General features: G+C 73.8%; 16 protein-coding genes. 9 read left to right on the top strand and 7 right to left on the bottom strand.

Going from position 1 to position 18,926, the window contains the following annotated elements; all coding sequences use genetic code 11:
• Position 1: 1 nt before the first annotated feature.
• Positions 2-1,036 (bottom strand): LacI family DNA-binding transcriptional regulator, encoded by a 1,035-nt coding sequence (locus ACIQWA_RS29745; protein WP_402487716.1) that lies wholly within the window; start codon positions 1,034-1,036, stop codon positions 2-4.
• Positions 1,037-1,160: 124 nt separating this feature from the next.
• Between ACIQWA_RS29745 and ACIQWA_RS29740 the strand changes: the two genes are divergently transcribed.
• The 3 genes from ACIQWA_RS29740 to ACIQWA_RS29730 all read left to right on the top strand — a co-directional run bounded on the left by ACIQWA_RS29740 (position 1,161) and on the right by ACIQWA_RS29730 (position 5,219).
• Positions 1,161-3,254 carry a glycogen debranching N-terminal domain-containing protein gene (locus ACIQWA_RS29740; protein ID WP_402487714.1) on the top strand — a complete coding sequence of 698 codons (2,094 nt, stop codon included), beginning with the start codon at positions 1,161-1,163 and terminating at the stop codon, positions 3,252-3,254.
• Between the two features lie 260 nt (positions 3,255-3,514).
• Complete coding sequence (locus ACIQWA_RS29735) at positions 3,515-4,297, top strand: hypothetical protein (protein WP_402487712.1); 783 nt, start codon at positions 3,515-3,517, stop codon at positions 4,295-4,297.
• A 211-nt stretch (positions 4,298-4,508) separates the two neighbouring features.
• Positions 4,509-5,219, top strand: a complete 711-nt coding sequence (locus ACIQWA_RS29730) for a hypothetical protein (RefSeq protein ID WP_402487710.1) — start codon at positions 4,509-4,511, stop codon at positions 5,217-5,219.
• Here ACIQWA_RS29730 and ACIQWA_RS29725 read toward each other — a convergent pair.
• Positions 5,195-5,617, bottom strand: a complete 423-nt coding sequence (locus ACIQWA_RS29725; RefSeq protein WP_402487708.1) for a winged helix-turn-helix transcriptional regulator — start codon at positions 5,615-5,617, stop codon at positions 5,195-5,197. The genes ACIQWA_RS29730 and ACIQWA_RS29725 overlap by 25 nt on opposite strands.
• Positions 5,618-5,730: 113 nt before the next feature.
• On the opposite strand from ACIQWA_RS29725, the gene ACIQWA_RS29720 reads away from it, so the two are divergent.
• Positions 5,731-6,570 (top strand): SDR family oxidoreductase, encoded by an 840-nt coding sequence (locus ACIQWA_RS29720; protein ID WP_402487706.1) that lies wholly within the window; start codon positions 5,731-5,733, stop codon positions 6,568-6,570.
• Positions 6,571-6,840: 270 nt separating this feature from the next.
• Here the strand turns inward: ACIQWA_RS29720 and ACIQWA_RS29715 are convergent, their stop codons facing one another.
• Positions 6,841-8,115 carry an MFS transporter gene (locus ACIQWA_RS29715; RefSeq protein ID WP_402487704.1) on the bottom strand — a complete coding sequence of 425 codons (1,275 nt, stop codon included), beginning with the start codon at positions 8,113-8,115 and terminating at the stop codon, positions 6,841-6,843.
• A gap of 91 nt (positions 8,116-8,206) precedes the next feature.
• Here ACIQWA_RS29715 and ACIQWA_RS29710 point away from each other — a divergent pair, with 91 nt between their 5' ends.
• A complete protein-coding gene (locus tag ACIQWA_RS29710; RefSeq protein ID WP_402487702.1) occupies positions 8,207-9,088 on the top strand; it encodes a winged helix-turn-helix transcriptional regulator in 882 nt (293 codons plus the stop codon).
• 79 nt (positions 9,089-9,167) lie between these two features.
• Here the strand turns inward: ACIQWA_RS29710 and ACIQWA_RS29705 are convergent, their stop codons facing one another.
• The 3 genes from ACIQWA_RS29705 to ACIQWA_RS29695 form a co-directional block, all read right to left on the bottom strand.
• Positions 9,168-9,752 carry a hypothetical protein gene (locus ACIQWA_RS29705; protein WP_402487700.1) on the bottom strand — a complete coding sequence of 195 codons (585 nt, stop codon included), beginning with the start codon at positions 9,750-9,752 and terminating at the stop codon, positions 9,168-9,170.
• Positions 9,753-9,929: 177 nt separating this feature from the next.
• On the bottom strand, positions 9,930-10,673 hold the full coding sequence (locus tag ACIQWA_RS29700) for a hypothetical protein (RefSeq protein WP_402487698.1): 744 nt from the start codon (positions 10,671-10,673) through the stop codon (positions 9,930-9,932).
• A gap of 109 nt (positions 10,674-10,782) precedes the next feature.
• The gene (locus ACIQWA_RS29695) at positions 10,783-12,330 is read right to left on the bottom strand and encodes a Na+/H+ antiporter (RefSeq protein ID WP_402487696.1); all 1,548 of its coding nucleotides are present in this window, start codon (positions 12,328-12,330) and stop codon (positions 10,783-10,785) included.
• A gap of 341 nt (positions 12,331-12,671) precedes the next feature.
• Between ACIQWA_RS29695 and sph the strand changes: the two genes are divergently transcribed.
• Together sph and ACIQWA_RS29685 are read left to right on the top strand one after the other, a co-directional pair.
• The gene (sph, locus tag ACIQWA_RS29690; RefSeq protein ID WP_402487694.1) at positions 12,672-13,649 is read left to right on the top strand and encodes a sphingomyelin phosphodiesterase; all 978 of its coding nucleotides are present in this window, start codon (positions 12,672-12,674) and stop codon (positions 13,647-13,649) included.
• A 175-nt stretch (positions 13,650-13,824) separates the two neighbouring features.
• Positions 13,825-14,628, top strand: a complete 804-nt coding sequence (locus ACIQWA_RS29685; RefSeq protein ID WP_402487693.1) for a thioesterase family protein — start codon at positions 13,825-13,827, stop codon at positions 14,626-14,628.
• 52 nt (positions 14,629-14,680) lie between these two features.
• On the opposite strand, the gene ACIQWA_RS29680 is transcribed toward ACIQWA_RS29685, so the two are convergent.
• Entirely contained in the window at positions 14,681-16,006 is a 1,326-nt protein-coding gene (locus ACIQWA_RS29680; protein ID WP_360244757.1) for a radical SAM protein, read from the bottom strand.
• A 585-nt stretch (positions 16,007-16,591) separates the two neighbouring features.
• On the opposite strand from ACIQWA_RS29680, the gene ACIQWA_RS29675 reads away from it, so the two are divergent.
• Both ACIQWA_RS29675 and ACIQWA_RS29670 read left to right on the top strand, forming a co-directional pair.
• Positions 16,592-17,815, top strand: a complete 1,224-nt coding sequence (locus ACIQWA_RS29675) for a family 2 encapsulin nanocompartment cargo protein terpene cyclase (RefSeq protein ID WP_402487691.1) — start codon at positions 16,592-16,594, stop codon at positions 17,813-17,815.
• Positions 17,816-17,879: 64 nt separating this feature from the next.
• Entirely contained in the window at positions 17,880-18,758 is an 879-nt protein-coding gene (locus ACIQWA_RS29670; protein WP_402487689.1) for a geranyl diphosphate 2-C-methyltransferase, read from the top strand.
• Positions 18,759-18,926 lie beyond the last annotated feature (168 nt).

The following is an 18,926-nucleotide window of genomic DNA, read 5'->3' as shown; positions in this document are numbered from 1 at the left end:
GCTAGGCGCTCTCGCGGAGCACCAGCTCCGGTTCCAGCAGCACGTGTTCGACGGGCCGCCCGCGGTCGCCCAGGCGCTCCAGCAGCAGTTGCATGCAGACCCGGCCGACCGCGTCGAGCGGCTGGGCGAGGCTGGAGAGCGAGGGGAAGAGCAGCGGGGCGATCGGGGAGTCGTCGAAGCCGATCACGGCGGCCTCCGGGCCGGGGGTGCGGCCGGCCCGGCGCAGGGCCTGGTACCAGCCCAGCGCGAGGGTGTCGCTGGCGGCGACGACGGCGGTCGCGCCGCCGGCCAGCAGCTTCTCGGCGGCCTCGGTGGCGCGCTCCGGGTCGTCCGGGCTCTCCATCCGGCGGCCCCGGGTGGACAGGCCCAGTTCGCGCATCGCGCTCTGCCAGCCGCGGGCCCGGTCGTCGCCGACCCCGGAGCCCTTGGGCCAGCCGAGGAAGCCGATCCGGCGGTGGCCGAGCCCGGCCAGGTGGCGGACGGCCGCCGAGGTGCCGGCGGCGCCGTCCACGTCGACCCAGTCCCCGACGTCCTTGCCGGACCAGGTGCGGCCGAAGGCGACGAAGGGGACGCCGCGCTCGTGCAGCCAGCCCTGGCGCCGGTCGCCGCGGTCGGTGCCGCTGAGTACGAAGCCGTCGGCGCCGTGTTCGTCCAGCAGCTGCTGGTAGCGGGTGAGTCCGTCGTCCCCGGGGGCGACGGCGAACAGCACGACCCGGTAGCCGGCCCGGTCGGCGGCCTCGGAGAGCGAGTGCAGGAACTGGTCGAGGACGGGGGTCGGGACGCCGCTGCTGCTGGAGCGGATGCCGTAGCCGATCAGCCGGCTGGCCCTGGTCTTGAGCGCCTGGGCGGCCCGGTGCGGGCGGTAGCCGAGTTCGTCGATGGCGCGCCGGACCCGCTCCAGCGTCTGCGGGCGCAGCAGCTCGGGCGAGTTGATCGCGTTGGACACCGTCTGACGGCCCACGCCGGCCCGGGCGGCGACCATTTCGAGGGTCACCGCGGACCCGTGGCCGGTCCTGGGCGATGAGTGTGCATGCATGACGGTGATCCTAGGTTCTGTCGCCGCAAGGCTTGGCTTGGAGCGTTCCAAGCGGGGGTTCCATCAACCCCACCAGGGGAGTTAATGTCTTGGAACGCTCCAATGACAGAAAGGTTGCGCCCGGGTGGAAGCAACTGTCAAGCCCCGCACCGAGAACGAGGAGACCATGCCCGCTCCCGACCGCCAGCCCTTCCTGCACGACGCCCGGCTCTCCGTGGCCGCCCCCAGCTTCTGCGCCAGCCGCCCCGACGGGCGGATCGGCGAGGGCGCCGACGGCTTCTACCACGGCGACCGCCGCATCCTCTCCCGCCTGGAGATCGGCGCCCTCGGCGTCCCCGAGGCCCCCGTCGCCACCGCCGAACTCCCGGACGGGCACACCGTCTTCGTCACCGTGCTGCGCGGCCTCGGCGAACGGACCGCCGACCCCGCCACCACCCTGGAACGCCGCCGCGAACTCCACCCCGGCCGCCTGGTCGAGCACTGCACCCTCCACAACGCCGGCGCCCGCCCCGCCCGACTGCGCCTGGAGATCCGCGCCGAGAGCGACTTCGCCGCCATGGACACCGTCAAGGCCGGCCGCACCGGCACCCCGGTCGAACCCCGCGCCGACGGTGACGACGGCCTGCGCTGGCAGGACGGCCCGCTCACCGCCGCCCTCACCCTCACCCCCGCACCCCACCACCTCGACCCCGCCACCGGCACCCTCGGCTACGATCTCGAACTCGCCCCGGGCCAGAGCTGGCACGCCGTCCTGGAGTGCACCGCCGAACACCGCGACGGCGACCTCTTCCCCGCCGCCCGCACCACCCCCTGGACCACCCCCGAGATCACCGGCCGCGACCACCACCTCGCCCACTGGCTCACCCGCTCCCACCACGACCTGCGCGGCCTGCTGCTCGCCGACCCGCTGCGTCCCGCCGACACCTTCCTCGGCGCCGGCGCGCCCTGGTTCCTCACCCTGTTCGGCCGGGACTCGCTCTGGGCGGCCCGGATGCTGCTCCCGCTCGGCACCGACCTCGCCGCCGGCACCCTGCGCACCCTGGCCCGCCGTCAGGGCCGCGCCGTCGACCCGGCCACCGAGGAGCAGCCCGGCAAGATCCTGCACGAGGTCCGCCGCGCCGAACAGCACCTCGACACCGGCTCCCGCCTGCCGCCCCACTACTACGGCACCGCCGACGCCACCCCGCTCTGGCTCCTGCTGCTGCACGACGCCTGGCGCTGGGGCCTGCCCGCCGAGCAGGTCGAGGAGCTGCTCCCGCACGCCGAGGCCGCCCTCGACTGGCTGGAGCGCTACGCCGACGCGGACGGCGACGGCTTCCTGGAGTACGTCGACAGCACCGGCCGCGGCCTCTCCAACCAGGGCTGGAAGGACTCCTCGGACGGCATCCGGTTCCGCGACGGCCGGATCGCCGCCGCCCCGATCGCCCTCAGCGAGGTCCAGGCCTACGCCCACGAGGCCGCCGTCAAGTCCGCCGACCTGCTGGAGGCCTTCGGCCGCCCCGGCGCCGACCGGTGGCGGCAGTGGGCGCAGCGGCTGCGCGAGCGCTTCCGCGACCGGTTCTGGACCGAGGACGAGCACGGCCGCCACCCGGTGGTCGCCCTCGACCGGGACAAGCGGCCGGTCGACTCGGTCACCTCCAACCTCGGCCACCTGCTCGGCACCGGCCTGCTCACGGCCGAGGAGAGCGCGCTGGTCGCGCGGCGCCTCACCGCCCCCGGCCTGGACAGCGGCTTCGGCCTGCGCACCCTGGACACCGCCACCGCCGGTTTCAACCCGCTGGGCTACCACACCGGTTCGGTCTGGCCGCACGACACCGCCGTCGCCGTGCACGGACTGGCCCGGGCCGGCCGGTACGAGGACGCCGCGCCGCTGGCCGCCGGACTGCTGCGCGCCGCCGCGGCCTTCGACCACCGGCTGCCCGAGCTGTACGGCGGCCACCCGCGCGAGCGCTACCACCGCCCCGTCCCGTACCCCGCCTCCTGCCGCCCGCAGGCCTGGGCCGCGGCCTCCGCCGTCCTGGTGCTCCAGGCGCTGCTCGGGCTCGCCGCGGACGCTCCCGGGGGCCGGCTGTGGGTGCGCGGGAGCGTACCGGCCGGGTACGAGTCGCTGCGGATCGACGGGCTGACGGTGGCCGGGCTGCCGATCGAGGTGGCCACCGACCACACCGGCGCCGTCCGGCTGCGCGCCCCGGAGGGGTTCACCGTCATCACGGTCTGAGGGTCTCGTGAAGGTCCTGCGTCGCCCGGCGGACCGAGCGTCAGCCGGCCGACAGCCGTCCGGCCTCGGTGAACGCCCGTCACCCGGGCCACCGTCGGGTGCTCCGTGTGCCGACTCGACCCCGCCGGGAAGCGGCCCGGCGGGGGCCCGGCCGCCCCCGGGGGCGCTGGTGTTCGAGGTGTCATCACCACCTGCTAACCTCAGCCGATTTCCCGCCGCACCGAGCCGGCGGACACGACGGGGTAAGAGGTACAGAAGACATGGCATTCCTCCGGGCCAAGCAGAAGGCCCAGGTCATCGAGAAGCTGTCGCAGGTGGCGCCGCCCGGCGAGACCTTCATCGCCTGTGTGCACGCGGAGAGCGGGCCCAGCCCGTGGCTCGCGGCCGCGCTCGGTGAGATTCCGCTCGTCGGCCTGATCATCGTGCTGACCCGCAGGTACTACTTCCTGACGCTCACCAACAGCCACGTGGTGATCAACTCGGCCAACCGCTGGAACAACCGGCCCGGCGACGTGGTCGCGGCCTTCCCGCGGCAGGCCTTCCCGGTCAGCCGGGTCAAGCGGGCGAGCATCTGGAGCTCGATGTACGTCCAGATGCCGGGCAGCGCCAACCCGGTGCGGCTGAACATCCACCGCATCTGGCGGGCCGAGATGGACCAGCTGAGCGCCGCCTTCCCGCCCGGGGCGATCGACCCGAGCTCGCAGCCCTTCGACACCCCGCAGAACCAGGGCTTCCCGCCGCCGGCGTACCCGATGGGCGGCCAGGCCGGGCCCGGCCGGCAGATGGTCCCGCCGCAGCCGCCGCACCAGCAGCCGCAGCAGGGCTTCGGCGCGCCGCAGGCGCAGCCGTACCCGCCGCAGCAGCCGCAGCCGTACCCGGGGGCGCAGCCGGGCCAGCCGTACCCGGCGCCGCAGGCCTACCCGCCGGCCCAGCCGTACCCGGCGCAGCCGGGGGCCCCGGTTCCCCCGCAGGGCCAGCCGTACCCGCCGCAGGTCCCGAACGTGCCGTACCCGGGGCAGCAGGGCTACCCGGGCCAGCGCTGACCGCGCGCCCGCGCCGACCGCGGCCCCGGTTCCCCGTGCGGGAGCCGGGGCCGCGGCCTTCGCTTTGGACCCGGGCCCGGACGCCGGGACCCGGCCACCGGGGGTGAGGCGGTGGTCGCCGGGCGCGGCCGGGGCCGGCTCGGCGCGCCCGCCCGGGCGGACTCTGCGAGGCTGAGAGGGACAGCAGCCTCGATCGAGGAGGCCCGCACCGATGCCAGCGCAGAGCCCGGAGCCGTCCGGGCGCAAGGCCCACCTCGCCGCGATCCGGGCCGCGGAGGTCCGGCACGCGCGGACCAGGCGGTGGCTGGTGCGCGGTCTGGTCGTCCTGGTGGTGCTCGCGGTGGTCGGCGCGATCGCGGTCGTGATCGCCGAGAACCAGGGCAGCTCAGCGCCGTCGGGCGTCCCGGCGCAGCCCCGGACCACCGCCGAGGGCCGGACCACCCCGCCGCCCTGGGACGCGCCGGCCGACGCCGCGGCGGCCGTCAAGGCGGCCGGCCTGCCGATGCTCGGCGCCGAGGGCACCGCCCTGCACATCCACACCCACCTCGACGTCTACGCCGACGGGCAGCCCGTGACCGTCCCCGCGCTGGTCGGCATCGACGAGAGCGCCCAGCGGATCAGCCCGCTGCACACCCACGACACCAGCGGGGTCGTCCACATCGAGTCGCCGGTGACGGCCGACTTCACCCTGGGCCAGTTCCTGACCGAGTGGCAGGTCTCCGCCTCCGCGGACCACTTGGGCGGGCTGCGCACCGATGCCACCCACACGCTCACCGCGTACGTGGACGGCAAGGCGGTGGGCGGCGACCCGGCGGCGATCGTGCTGCACGCCCACGACGAGATCGCCCTGGTGTACGGCACGGCCGCCGAGAACGCCGCCGTCAAGGTGCCGAGCGGCTACGACTGGCCGAGCGGACTCTGAGCCGGCCGGGGCCTTCCGCCCGGCGGTGAACCGCCGTCGAGTGGGGGCAGCCGTCGGGTGATCCGGTCGAACAGTTCCCTGAGCGGCTCGCCCAGTTCGCGGCCGAACTCGGTGAGCCCGTAGGTGACCTGGGGCGGTGTGGTCGGTGCGACCTCCCGTCGGACCAGGCCGTCCTGGACCAGGGCGCGCAGGGTCTGGGTGAGCATCTTCTCGCTGATGCCCTGGATGCTCTCGCGCAGCTCGTAGAAGCGCAGGTCGTTGCTCCGCAGGGAGATCAGCACCCAGATCCCCCAGCGGCTGGTCACGTGGTCGACGACGTCGCGCGCGGGGCAGTCGGTGTGAAACACGTCATACCGGCCCCCCGGTGCGGCCGCTCTGTACTGCGGGCCTTCCTCCATGTGTGGAGCTTACTTCAAGGTATGTCCTTACCAAAGGTAAGTCGATGCTCCTAGCTTGAGGGCCTCGGAGGACCTCCGAGAAGGACGAGCACGACGAGTGGTGGGAGCTGAACATGATCGTGGTGACCGGGGCCACCGGCAACATCGGCCGGCCGTTGACCCAGGCGCTGGCCGAGGCGGGCCGGGAGGTGACGGCGGTGTCGCGGCGGGCGGCGGCGGTGCCGGACGGCGTCCGCCACGTGGCGGCCGACCTGGCCGATCCGGGCGCCCTCAAGCCGGTGCTGGCCGGGGCGGAGGCGCTGTTCCTGCTGCTGTCCGGCGACCTGCACGGCGCCGGGGCCCGCCCGGCCGACCTCCTCGCCGACGCCGTGGGCGCCGGGGTCCGGCGGATCGTCCTGCTCTCCACTCAGGCCGTGGTGACCAGGCCCGTCGGCCCGACGCGGATCGCGTTGCGCGCACTGGAGGACAAGCTCCGCGGGTCCGGCGTGGAGTGGAGCATCCTGCGGCCCGGCGGCTTCGCGTCCAACGCCTTCTGGTGGGCCGAGTCGGTGCGCACCGACCGGCTGGTCGCCGCGCCCTTCGGGGACGTCGCCCTGCCGATCGTCGATCCGGCCGACATCGCCGAGGTGGCGGCGGCCTGCCTGCTGGACGAGCGGCACGTCGGCGGCCGCTACGAGCTCACCGGGCCGGAGGTGATCACCCCGCGCGGGCAGGCGGCGGCCCTGGCCGCCGCGCTGGGCGAGCCGGTGCGCTTCCACGAGCTCAGCCGGGAGGAGGCCAGGGCCGGCATGGCCCGGAACATGCCGGTGGAGCTGGCCGACGACACCCTGGACATCCTCGGCGCGCCCAGTCCGGCCGAGACCCGGATCAGCCCGGACGTCCAGCGGGTCCTCGGCCGGCCGCCGCGCCCCTTCGCGGACTGGGCCGCGCGCAACGTCGCCGCGTTCCGCTGAGCGAAGGTCCGTTGAGCGAAGGTCCGTTGAGAACGGGGCCGTTGAGAACGGGGCCGTTGAGAATGGTCCGTCGAGAACGGGGCCGTTGAGCACGGGTCCGCCGGGGCGGGCCGGGCTGGGTCGCCCCGGGCCTGCCGAACGGCACCGAGCAGGCCAGGGCCCTGGTCATCGGCGTCGACGGCACCCGCTACGACAAGCCGCTCGCCGCCGACGCGCCTGCGGGCGGGGGCCGTGCACCGGCCCCCGCCTCGCCCCCGTCCCGCCCCCGGTTCAGGCCAGGTCGCGCATCCGGCGGATCGGGCCGGCCAGCAGGATCACCGGGCTCACCACACTGACCACGGCGACCAGGAGCAGTGCTGTCCGCGGTCCCCAGGCCGCGGCGGCGGCCCCGGCGGCCAGGGCACCGACCGGGATCGCGCCCCAGGAGACGAAGCGGACCGTGGCCATCACCCGGGACAGCAGCTCCGGCGGGGTGTGGGTCTGCCGGTGGGTGCGGGTCACGATGCTGGTGACCACGACCCCCGCCGAGAACCCGGCGTTGCCGAGCGCGAACACCAGCGTCGCCCATCCGGATCCGGCGAGCGGGAGCAGCAGGGCGAAGGCGGTGGCGACCACGGCCGCCCGGCGCAACGCGACAGCGCCGCCGAACCGCGCCACCAGCCGGGGCGTGGCGGCCGCGCCGAGCAGGCTGCCCAGCCCGCCGGTGGCCATCAGGGCGCCGACGGCGGCGGCCGGGGCGTCGAGGGTGCGGACCAGGAACACCGGGGTGAGCGTCATCAGCCCGCCGCAGACGAAGTTCACCGCGGTGGCGTCGGCCACGCAGGGCCGGATCACCGGGTGCCGGGTGACGAACCGCCAGCCCTCGCGGATCTGCTCGCGCATCCCGGTGCCGCCGGCCGCCGGCGCGGCGGGCCGGCCGACCGGCGGCAGGGTGCCCAACAGGGCAGCCGAGGCCAGGTAGCTGACGGCGTCCAGCAGCATCGAGGCCGCGCCGCCGACCAGCTGCACCAGCACACCGCCGAGCGAGGGCCCGGCCAGGTCGGTGGCGGCGATGCTGCCGGAGACCAGGCTGTTGCGGGCGGTCAGCTGCTCCTTGGGGACGACGGCGGGCAGGAAGGTGGAGTTGCCGACGTCGAAGAGCACGCCGGCGAAGCCGACCAGTAGTGCCACCAGGACCAGTTGGGGCAGTCCCAGCACCCCGAGCGCGGCGGCCAGCGGCACCGAGGCGACGGCGGTGGCCCGGATCAGGTCCATCGCCACCTGGGTGCCGCGCAGCGGCAGCCGCTGGACCAGTACGCCGGCCGGCAGTCCGATCACCAGCCAGGCGACGTAGGCGGCGCCCGTGATCAGTCCGACCTCGAAGGCCGAGGCGTGCAGGGTGACCACCGCGATCAGCGGCAGGGCCACCGTCGTCACCTGGTCACCGAGCCGACTGACGGTCGAGGCGCTCCAGTAGCGCCAGAACGCCCCCGCCCCGCGGCCGCTGCCGCCGCCCCCGCCCACCGGATCCACCGTTCTCGCCGCGTCCACCGTTTCCGTCGTCAACGTCCGCCCCTTTCGCCGCCATCGGTCCACGACCGGGACCGCGCGGCTTCGCGAGTAAGTTCCCTTTGGGAACTCACTATACTGGGTGATCATGCGGCACATGGAAGCGGCGGACCCGGACTGCGCGATCTCCCAGGCCCTGGCGGTGGTCGGGGACACCTGGACCCTGCTCCTGGTCAGGGACGTCGCGGGCGGCACCCACCAGTTCGACGCCCTGCAGAACGGACTCGGCATCAGCCGCAAGGTGCTCACCGAGCGCCTCAAGGCACTGGTCGCCGACGGTGTCCTGGAGAAACGGCTCTACCACCCGCACCCGCCGCGCTACGAGTACCACCTGACGGACCGGGGCCGCGGACTCCTGCCGGTCCTGGTCGCCCTCCAGGACTGGGGCGGACGCTACGTCCTGGGCGACGGCACCCTCTCCGCCACCAGCGCCCCCGACTCCGCCGAGACCCGCCGGGTCACCGCCCTCACCGGCCACCGGATACCCGCGCTGGAACTCGACGCCGCCGCCGGGGGACGGGTCGACCCGGTCGCCGCGGACCGCGCCTGGACGGTGCTCTACTGCTACCCCGGCGCCTACGCCCCGGGCGGGGCGGACCACCCGCCCGGCTGGGGCGACATCCCCGGCGCGCCCGGCTGCACACTGGAGTCCTGCACCTACCGCGACCGGATGGGCGAGTTCACCGCCCGCGACACCGCCGTCTACGGCGTCAGCACCCAACGCCCGGACCAGCTGGCGGCCTTCGCCGAGCACGCCCGGATCCCGTTCCCGCTGCTCTCCGACGCCGGACTGGAACTCGCCGCCGGACTGCGGCTGCCCACCTTCCGCGCCGCGGGCGTCGAACGCCTCAAGCGGCTCACCCTGGTCCTCGACGCACGCCGCACCGTGCGCGGCGTGCTCTACCCCGTCACCGACCCCGCGGGCTCGGTCGAGGACGTCCTCGCCCTGCTGGACGGGCTGCGCGGCTGACGGCCGGGCACACGGAAGCGGGTGCGCCCCCGGCCCGGCCGGGGACGCACCCGCTCAACTGTGCTGCGACGGAGGGCGGTCAGTACCGTGAGGCGATCACGAACCAGCCGACCACCATGATCAGGACGACGGCGACGATCGCGATCGTGGTCGGCGTCAGCCGGTCCCGGAACTGCTTCACGGGCTCGACCCGCTGCGCCTCCTCGGTGCTCGACTCCCACCAGTTGCGCAGCCGCTGGACGTTCACGTCGAAGTCCGCGGTCGGGTACAGCGGACTCCAGGACAGGCCCGGCAGCGACCGCCGGCGCCCGCTCGTGGTGAAGATCCGCGCTGCCCGGGTCGGTCCGGAGCCTGCGTACGGTCCGCTGGACGCGGTGGTGCGGACGTCGACCCAGCGGATCTCCGCCCAGGAGTAGGTGCGCCCGGCCCCGAACCCCCAGCAGATCGTCACGCCCTCGGGTCCGACCCGGCTCCAGCTCCGCCACGCGCTGTAGAAGACCGGCACGAACAGCACCACGACGGTGCCGAGCGACCAGGCCACGAACACCGGCCCGGAGCGCACCATCCCGACCGACACCATGAGGACGAGGAAGGCGAGGGCGCCGGCCAGATGGGACTTGGAGGGGCGGAACAAGTCCTTGCCCCGGAACACCAGTTCGTTCACGGTCGCAGGCTACTCCGGTGCCTCGTCTGCGACCAGGCGGTTTGACGCGATCTTGACGGGAGCCGGCAGGCCGGCGGCCGGGTGGGCCAGCGGCCTTTCTGTATAAGGGAGTTGGCGGAACCGTGCCGTCCGTGGGAATGGTGAACCGGTGGAACCGCCTCATCCGTGGCCCGGTTGTCAGGCGCTCTTTCGCCCGGCCCGCCCGGCCTGTCCGCTGCGCCCGGCCCGCCCGCTCCACCCGCCCCGTCCGCGCAGGACCCGGCGGGCCGTGCCGAAGGTGAGCGCGGCCCACAGGACGGCGGCCACGCCCGCGACCCAGAGCTCGGCGCCGCGGAAGGAGAGGTCGTCGTCCAGGTTGGCCGGCGGTGCCCAGCCGTCCGGGTCGGCCAGCACCGTGGTGGTGCTGCCGACCGAGGAGCCGGAGCAGCCGAAGCCCCCGATGGTGCCGTGCGGCAGCGGGTGGCCGTCCTCGCGGCGGATGCCGCAGGTCCAGCTGACCCGGCCCGTCTTGTCCTTGCCGCTGTGCGCCGAGGTGACGACGACCCGGGTCTCCACCCCGCGGTGCGAGATCAGCTGGGCGCGCAGGGCGGGGGTGGGGACCACCAGGAGGATCAGGCCCAGCGCGACGGCGGGCCAGACCACCCAGCCGCTGCTGTGGATCATCATCAGTCCGACGACGGCCACCATCAGCACCAGGACGGCCAGGATGGTGCAGGGGGCCTGGTAGTCGGGGTTGGTGGCGAGGGCCAGCAGCCCGATCATCAGCAGCGGGGCGAGCAGCCCGACCAGCAGCGCGGTGCGCCGCACCGTGCGCGGCGCGAGCTGGACGTCCTTCCCGGGGCGCCGGCGCGCGGGCTTGGCAGGCCGGACGACCCCGGCCGCCAGGGGCCGCTTCTGCTTCTTGTTCGGACGCTTGGCCATGCTGCCCCCGCTCGGTGGTTCTGCTTCGTGCTCGCGACAGTGTGACGGCAGCCCCCGACGGCCGGAAGGCCGGGGTGCCGACCTGCCCGCGGTCACGTCCGGCCCACGGTCAGGTCCTGCCCAGGGCCGCCTGTTCCAGGTCGAGGTCGCGCTGGAGCAGCCGCAGGGTGGTGTCGCTGATCCGGTGCTCCTCGTACAGGCGGTGCAGCCGGTCGTTCTGCACCGCGATGACCTCCTGCCGCAGTTGGCGGTAGGCGTCGTCGGCGGTGGTGCCGTCGGGGGCCCCGGGGGTGCGGTCGAGCCGGGCGGTGAGGGCGCGGCGGACCCGGTCGACGGCGGTGTCCGGGACGGCCTCCAGCTCGGCCAGGCCGTCCACGTGCTCCAGGGCGGTGCGGTTGAGCTCGTCGCGGGCGTCGGCCTCCTCGCGCGCGGTGTGCTCGGGTTCCAGGGCGAGTCCGGAGCGGTTGACCACGGCGGCGAGGGTCAGGCCCTGGACGACCAGGGTGAGCACGACGTTGGAGACGGTGAGCACCAGGACCAGCGGCCGTCCGTCGAGCGCGGCTCCGCCCTCGGTCAGCAGCGGGATGGAGAGCGCGGCGGCCAGCGGCATGACGCCCCGGGTGCCGGCCCAGGTCACCACCCCGGCGACCCGCCAGGACAGCCGTCCCCGGCTGGGTTTGACGGCGCGGGTGAGCGGCAGGGTCCACAGCACCCGGACGGCGATCAGCACGGCGGCGATGGCCACCGACTGGAGCGGCCACCAGCCGGTGCCGGCCGGCAGCTCCCGGACGAGCGTGGGCAGTTCCAGGCCGACGATCGAGAAGACGACGCTCTCCAGCAGGAACACCACCACCGCGTACACGGCGTGCAGTTGCAGTCGGATCCGGGCGTCGGTGAGCCGGTGGCCGGAGCGGCCGAGCAGCACCCCGGCGACCACCACCGAGGTGACGCCGGAGGTGTGCGCGGACTCCGCCAGCACGTACGCCGCGTACGGGGTGACCAGGGCTATCACCGTCTCCAGCACCGGGTCGGTGGTGCGGCGGCGCAGCAGCCAGACCAGCCCGGCGACGGCCGCGCCGACCAGGCTGCCGCCCCCGCCGAGCAGCACCAGCTCGCCGCCCGCGGCGGGCAGGTCGACCGTCCCGCCGACGGCCACGGCGACGCCGACGGCGACCTTGAACAGCACCAGCGAGGTGGCGTCGTTGAACAGGCTCTCCGCCTGTACGAGCACCTGGACCCGCCCGGGCAGGGCGAGCCGGCGGCCGAGTGCGGTGACGGCCACCGGGTCGGTGCTGGAGAGCACGGCGCCGAGTACGAAGGCCATCGCGGGCGGCAGCCCGGCGACGGCGACGGCGACGAAGCCGACGGCCGCGGCGGAGGCGAAGACCAGGCCGAAGGAGAGGATGGTGACGGGCCGCCAGACCGTCCGCAGGTCGCGCAGGGACAGTTCCTCGGCGGAGGAGTAGAGCAGCGGCGGCAGCACCACCGCGCCGATGATCTGCGGGGGCACGTGCAGGGCGGGGACGCCGGGGAGGAGGGCGACGCCGAGTCCGGCGAGGACCAGCAGCGAGGGGGCGGGCACCCGCCATCGGCGGGCGAAGGTGGCCACGCTGGTGGCCAGGACGACCAGGACGAGAACGATCCCCACGGCGTGCATCTGCAGAAACGACCCATCGCAATGTCGGGGTCGCCGTGGCCCGATCGCCGCAGTCGTCCCCCGAGCCGACCAGACTTCCCGGCACACCGCTCGGCATCTTATCGGGCTTTTGGCGGGGTTCGGCAGGGGATTCCGGTGCCACGGCCCGGGCGGCAGCCTCGGTCATCGCCACGTCGACCGCAGGTCAGGCCCGGTCGCGACCCGTACTACCGGCCGGTAGTGCCGTTCCGAACGAATTCACCGAATGCTCGCCGGAAGTCTTGCGGGCCGTGCACGTACGGAAGTTGGATACACAACATCCCGCGACCCGCCGGGCCGACGAAGTCCCCCACGGAGCCCCGATGACCCTGCCGTCCCTGCGCCGCACCCTCGCCGCCGGTGCCGCCGCCACCGTGCTCGCCGCCCTCGGCGCCGCCCCGGCCGGTGCCGAGAGCGCCCCCGTCACCGCGCCGCCACTGGACGTCCTGACCTACAACACCTTCCTGATGAGCACCTCGCTCTACCCCAACTGGGGCCAGCAGCACCGCGCCCAGGCGATCGCCTCGGCGGACTTCTTCCAGGGCCACGACGTGGTCGTGCTGGAGGAGGCCTTCGACAACGCCGCCTCCGACGCCCTGATCGCCAAGGCCTCCGCCGCCTACCCCTTCCACACCCCCGTGGTCGGCCGCTCCACCGGCGGCTGGGACGCCACCTCCGGCAGCTACAGCTCCACCACCCCCGAGGACGGCGGGGTCACCGTGCTCAGCAAGTGGCCGATCCTGCACCAGGAGCAGTACGTCTACCAGGACGCCTGCGGCTCCGACTGGTGGTCCAACAAGGGCTTCGCCTACGTCGTCCTCGACGTCGACGGCCGGCGCACCCACCTGGTCGGCACCCACCTCCAGTCCACCGACTCCGGCTGCGCCAGTGGCCAGGCGGCCGCGATCCGGGCCAGGCAGCTCGGCGCGATGCGGGCGTTCCTGGACGCGAAGCGGATCCCGGCGGACGAGCCGGTGCTGGTCGCGGGGGACCTCAACATCGACTTCCACGGCACCGAGTACCAGTCCCTGCTGGACAACGGCTACCTCGCCCCGGCCTCCGCCCGCACCGGCTGGCCGTACTCCTTCGACACCGTCGACAACTCCGTGGCCGCCTACCGCTACCCGGGCGAGCCCAAGGAGGACCTCGACCACGTCCTCTACCGTGCCGACCACGCCCGCCCGCAGCAGTACACCAACGAGGTCCGCCGGGTGCACAGCGCGCCCTGGACGGTGAGCAGCTGGGGCAGGAGCTACACCTACACCGACCTCTCCGACCACTACCCGCTGATCGCGCACTGAGCCGGGGCGGTGCCGTCCACCAGGGGCAACGCCGCAGGTGGGGCGGGCCCGGTGTGGCGGGCATCACAGCTTCCGGGCCGGTTCGGGCTCCTACGATCGGGAGCGCGGACGCCGGCCACGCCGGGACCGGTGCCCGCCCGGCAGCCCCGCGATCCGGCCCGAGGAGAAGCGCACCTTGACCAGCCCCACCGCCGCACCCGACAGCTACTACCAGCGCACCGGCGAGCAGCAGTACAAGCCCACCGTCCACGCCCAGGGCGCCTGGCACCCGGACGAGCAGCACTTCAGCCCGGTGGGCGGCCTGATCGTCCACGCGATCGACCGGCACCGGGCCGGGCGCCCCGCAGACGGCCTCGCCCTGGCCCGGGTGAGCTTCGACATCCTCGGCCTGATCGCCCTGGACGAACTGGAGATCACGGTCGAGACCCTCCGCCCGGGCCGCACCATCGAGCTGGTGGAGGCGGTCGCCTCGATCGCCGGACGCGCCGTGGTGCGGGCCCGGGCCTGGTTCCTGGCCGAGCAGGACACCGCCGCCGTGGCCGGCACCCACGACGAACGGCTGCCCGCGCCCGAGGAGTTCGAGTCCTGGCCGATGAGCGAGCAGTGGGCCGGCGGCTACATCGCCTCGGTGGAGGTCCGGCGCCGCTCCACCGCGCCGGGCCGGGCCGCCGCCTGGCTCGCCACCCCGCTGGAGCTCGTCGCCGGGGAGGCCGCGAGCCCGCACGCCGCGTTCATCGCCCTGGTCGACACCGCCAACGGCATCGCCGTCCGGGAGCAGCCCACCGAGTGGATGTTCCCGAACACCGACCTGACCGTCCACTTCCACCGCCGCCCCGGCGGCCGCTGGACCGGCCTGGACACCGCCGTCAGCTTCGGGCCGGCCGGCCACGGCGTCACCAGCACCGTGCTGCACGACGTCCACGGCCCGGTGGGCCGGGCCGAGCAGATCCTCACCGTCCGTCGGCAGCCGGGCAGTTGACGATCCCGGTGGCTGCCGCTGGCGGGGCGGGCGGCAGCCACCGGGAGACGGCTCAGCCCGGCAGCGAGTCCATGAAGGAGCTCACCGAGAAGACCGCCTTTCCGGGCCCGGCCGGGCCGTAGCCGGGCGGGGAGGAGAGGCCGAACTCCTCCAGGGTGGCGCGGTAGGTCTGCAAAAGCCGGATGTGGTACTCCAGCGGCGCGCCCTGGGGGTTGGCCTTGCCCAGCGGGGTGGTGGGCTCGGGGCACCAGGTGGTGAAGCGCGGCACCACGCCGTGGGACATGAAGAAGCGCAGCCCCTCCCGGGTCGAGGCGATCGCCTCGTCGACGGTGGTGAAGCCGAAGGGCTCGGCCATCTCCACGCCCGCCACGAAGTTGGGGATCACGTTCTCCGCGCCGAACACCTCGGTGGAGTCCAGGATCCGGCGGTGCCACTCGTCCCGGCCGACGTAGCGCTCCTTGCCGGGGCAGTAGAGCTCGAACAGGCGCTTGTCCCACACCTCGAAGTTGGGGTGGTAGATCTTCACGCCGTAGTCGTGGAAGCGCTGCACGTCGTCGCGGGGCAGCGCCTGGGCGACCACCTTGCCGATCCAGCGGTCGGGGAAGCGCTCCTCGATGGCCTTGGCGTACTGCCCGTAGAAGTCCGCCTCGTCCCGGCCGCCGACCTGGGAGGTGATCGCGCCGCCGGTGAGGGTGTACGCCCGGGAGGCGCGGGCGGTGTCGTGGCGGTCGATGATCTCCAGCGCCTCCAGCACCTCCTCGACCGGCTTGACCCCGGTGTACGGCCGGCCGGCCGCCTTGTGCTGGCGCCAGTTGTGGTTGATGTCGCAGTACTGGCACTCCTCCTTGGCGCCGAAGTACTGGCAGACCCGGAACACCGTGAGGTAGATCAGGTAGCCCCACTGGATGGTCGGGGCGACCTCCATCACCGACTTCCCGTTGGCCAGGGTGTGCCGGTAGTAGTCCGGCATCGGCGGCAGGCCGACGTCGGCGATCCGCGCGCCGTCAAGGTAGAGGCCGAGCGTGCCGTCCTCGCCCGCGCGCACCCGGTACGGCGAGTCCGGGTTGACCCGCACCGACACCACCGTGCGGCGCAGCCCGTACGGCCCGCCGGTCAGCACGACCTCCTCCGGCGGCCGGTTGAGAGCGGCCGCGCCCAGCTCGGGCAGGGTGCGGTGGTCGAAGGAGAAGATGAAGTAGGACTTCGGTTTGACCTCGCCGCTCCCGTCGGCCCCGGTGCTGCCGCTGAGGGCGGACTCGTCGAAGGCCATGCCGCCGCGCAGCAGGTCCTCCTTGATCACCGCCTCCCGGGGCACGTCGGGGAAGCGCTCCATGAGGTCCTCGACGACTTCGGTGCGGCTGCGGGCCTGGCTCTCCATGTGCTGGTCTTCCTTCCTGGCCGCGTTCCTCGCACGGCGCCCCACCCATTCTTCTCCCCCTTACGCCGACGGTCGGACACCGGCCCGCCCGCCGGCCGCCCGCCGGCCGCCCGCCGGCCGTCCGCCGACCGTCCTCCGGCTGACCTCGCGGGCGCGGGCGGTCCCGATCGGGCGGTCCGCGGTCGAACGGTCCCCGCCGCGGCCGGTGCGATGCCGCCGGCCGGCGCGGGACACGGCGGGTGGTCGGCAGGTTGACGCGCTGCCCGGACGGGCGGGGACCGGCGGGTGCGGAACCGCAGCCCGGGGCCCGGGCGGACCGATGCATGACACCGGTGCGGCCAGACGCCGTCAGCCGGAACGTTCACCCTATCGGGTGTAGAAGATCGTCCGTTGCGATCCGGAACGGGCTTTCGCGCCTACGGTGGGGAACCGAGCGAGACGGGGCCCGTGGCGTGGAGTTCCCCATCGCTGCGGGCGAGATGACGACCCGTCACATCAGGTGATCCCTCTCGGAGGAGGCTCCATGCCCCTGTGCACCAGAACGGGTACCCCGCCCGGGCCCGTCGACGCCCCGGCGGAGGGCTCATGAGCTCCCCGGCGATCGACCGGATCCTGCGCGGTCCCACCGGACTCGGCACCGCCGGGCTGCAGTTGAGGCCGCCGACGCCGGCTCCCGAGGTCGCGGTTCCCGAGGTCGGGGCTCCTGAGGCTGCGGCTCCCGAGGTTGCGGCGCCCGGGCTGCCGGTGGAGGCGCCGACGGCCGACGTCCAGCTGGATGCCCCGGCGGTCGAGGTGCCGGCCGCAGCCGCGCCGGGCGGCAAGCCGAAGACCGGCGACCCCATCCCCGGGCTCTACCACCACCCGATCGCCGAGCCCGACCCGGTGCGGGTGGCGGAGCTCAGCCTGAGGATCAAGGCCTGGGCGATCGACGAGATCGAGCTCTACCCGCCGGAGTGGGAGAAGGACTTCGACGGGTTCTCCACCGGGCGCTACATGGTGGCCTGCCATCCCGACGCGCCGAGCATCGACCACCTGATGATCGCGGCCCGTCTGATGGTCGCCGAGAACGCGGTGGACGACTGCTACTGCGAGGACCTCGGCGGCTCGCCCGTCGGCCTGGGCAGCCGGCTGCTCCTCGCGCACACCGCGCTGGACCCGCTGCACACCACCGCGGAGTACCACCCGGCCTGGGAGGCCTCGCTCTCCGAGGACGCGCCCCGGCGCTCGTACCGCTCCGCGATGGACTACTTCGTCCGTGCCTCCACGCCCGCCCAGGCGGACCGCTTCCGGCACGACATGGCGCGGCTGCACATGGGGTACCTGGCCGAAGCCTCCTGGGGCGAGGCCGAGCACGTGCCGGAGGTCTGGGAGTACCTGGCGATGCGCCAGTTCAACAACTTCCGCCCCTGCCCGACGATCACCGACACCGTCGGCGGCTACGAGCTGCCCGTCGAGCTGCACGCGCTGCCCGCCATGCAGCGGATCATCGCGCTGGCGGGCAACGCGACCACCATCGTCAACGACCTCTACTCGTACACCAAGGAGCTCGCCAGTCCGGGGCTCCACCTGAACCTGCCGGTGGTGATCTCCGAGCGGGAGGGCGTCTCGCGCCAGGAGGGCTACCTCAAGGCCGTCGAGGTCCACAACGAGCTGATGCACGCCTTCGAGGCCGAGTCGGCCGCGCTGGCCGTCGCCTGCCCGGTGCCGACCCTGGTGCGCTTCCTGCGCGGGGTGGCGGCCTGGCTCGACGGCAACCACTACTGGCACCAGACCAACACCCACCGGTACAGCCTGCCCGACTTCTGGTGACGCGCCGGTCGGAATTTCGCACCTTTTCCGCTAACCAACCCTGATCACACTGGAGTTGACCCACATGTCCGTGACCGACGACCTCACCACCGCCGGCACCGCCATTCCCGGCCCGGCCACTCCGTACCAGAGCGACATCGCGCGCTACTGGAACAACGAGGCCCGCCCGGTGAACCTGCGCCTGGGCGACGTCGACGGCCTGTACCACCACCACTACGGCATCGGCGAGATCGACCAGGAGGCGATCGGCGACCCGGCCGACAGCGAGCGCGAGAAGAAGGTCATCGCCGAGCTGCACCGCCTGGAGTCCGCCCAGGCCGACGTGCTGCTCGACCACCTCGGTGACATCAAGGCCGAGTCCACCCTGCTCGACGCCGGCTGCGGCCGCGGCGGCTCGATGGTCATGGCCCACCAGCGCTTCGGCTGCCGGGTCGAGGGCCTGACCCTCTCCTCGCAGCAGGCCGAGTTCGGCAACAAGCGCGCCGCCGAGCTGGGCATCGGCGACTTCGTCCGCTCCCGGGTCGCCAACATGCTCGACATGCCGCTGGAGAACGGCTCGGTGGCCGGCTCCTGGAACAACGAGTCCAGCATGTACGTGGACCTGCACGACCTGTTCGCCGAGCACTCCCGGGTGCTGGCCGTCGGCGGCCGCTACGTGACCATCACCGGCTGCTGGAACCCGAAGTACGGCCAGCCGTCGAAGTGGGTCTCGCAGATCAACGCGCACTTCGAGTGCAACATCCACTCCCGCCGCGAGTACCTGCGGGCGATGGCCGACAACCGCCTGGTGCCCCAGGCCGTCATCGACCTGACCCCGGACACCCTGCCCTACTGGGAGCTGCGGAACACCACCTCGCTGGTCACCGGCATCGAGGAGGCGTTCATCGAGTCCTACAAGGACGGCTCCTTCCAGTACGTGCTGATCGCGGCCGACCGGGTCTGACCCGGCACCCTCCGCACGACCGGCACCCCGGTGCCGGACCGACGGGCGGGCTGCCCGCCCCGCTGCCTGCGGGGCGGCCGCCCGAGGGGCGGGGGGCCGGCCCGCGGGGGCGGGGCCGCCCCAAGAGGGGGGGGCGCGGCGGGTGCCCCTGCAGCGGGTCACCCCGCG

It is taken from the genome of Kitasatospora sp. NPDC098652, assembly GCF_044760155.1.
Classification (GTDB): Bacteria; Actinomycetota; Actinomycetes; order Streptomycetales; family Streptomycetaceae; genus Kitasatospora.
The sequence above is the reverse complement of the archived record's forward strand: the minus strand, read 5'-3'. Positions and strand labels throughout refer to the sequence as shown.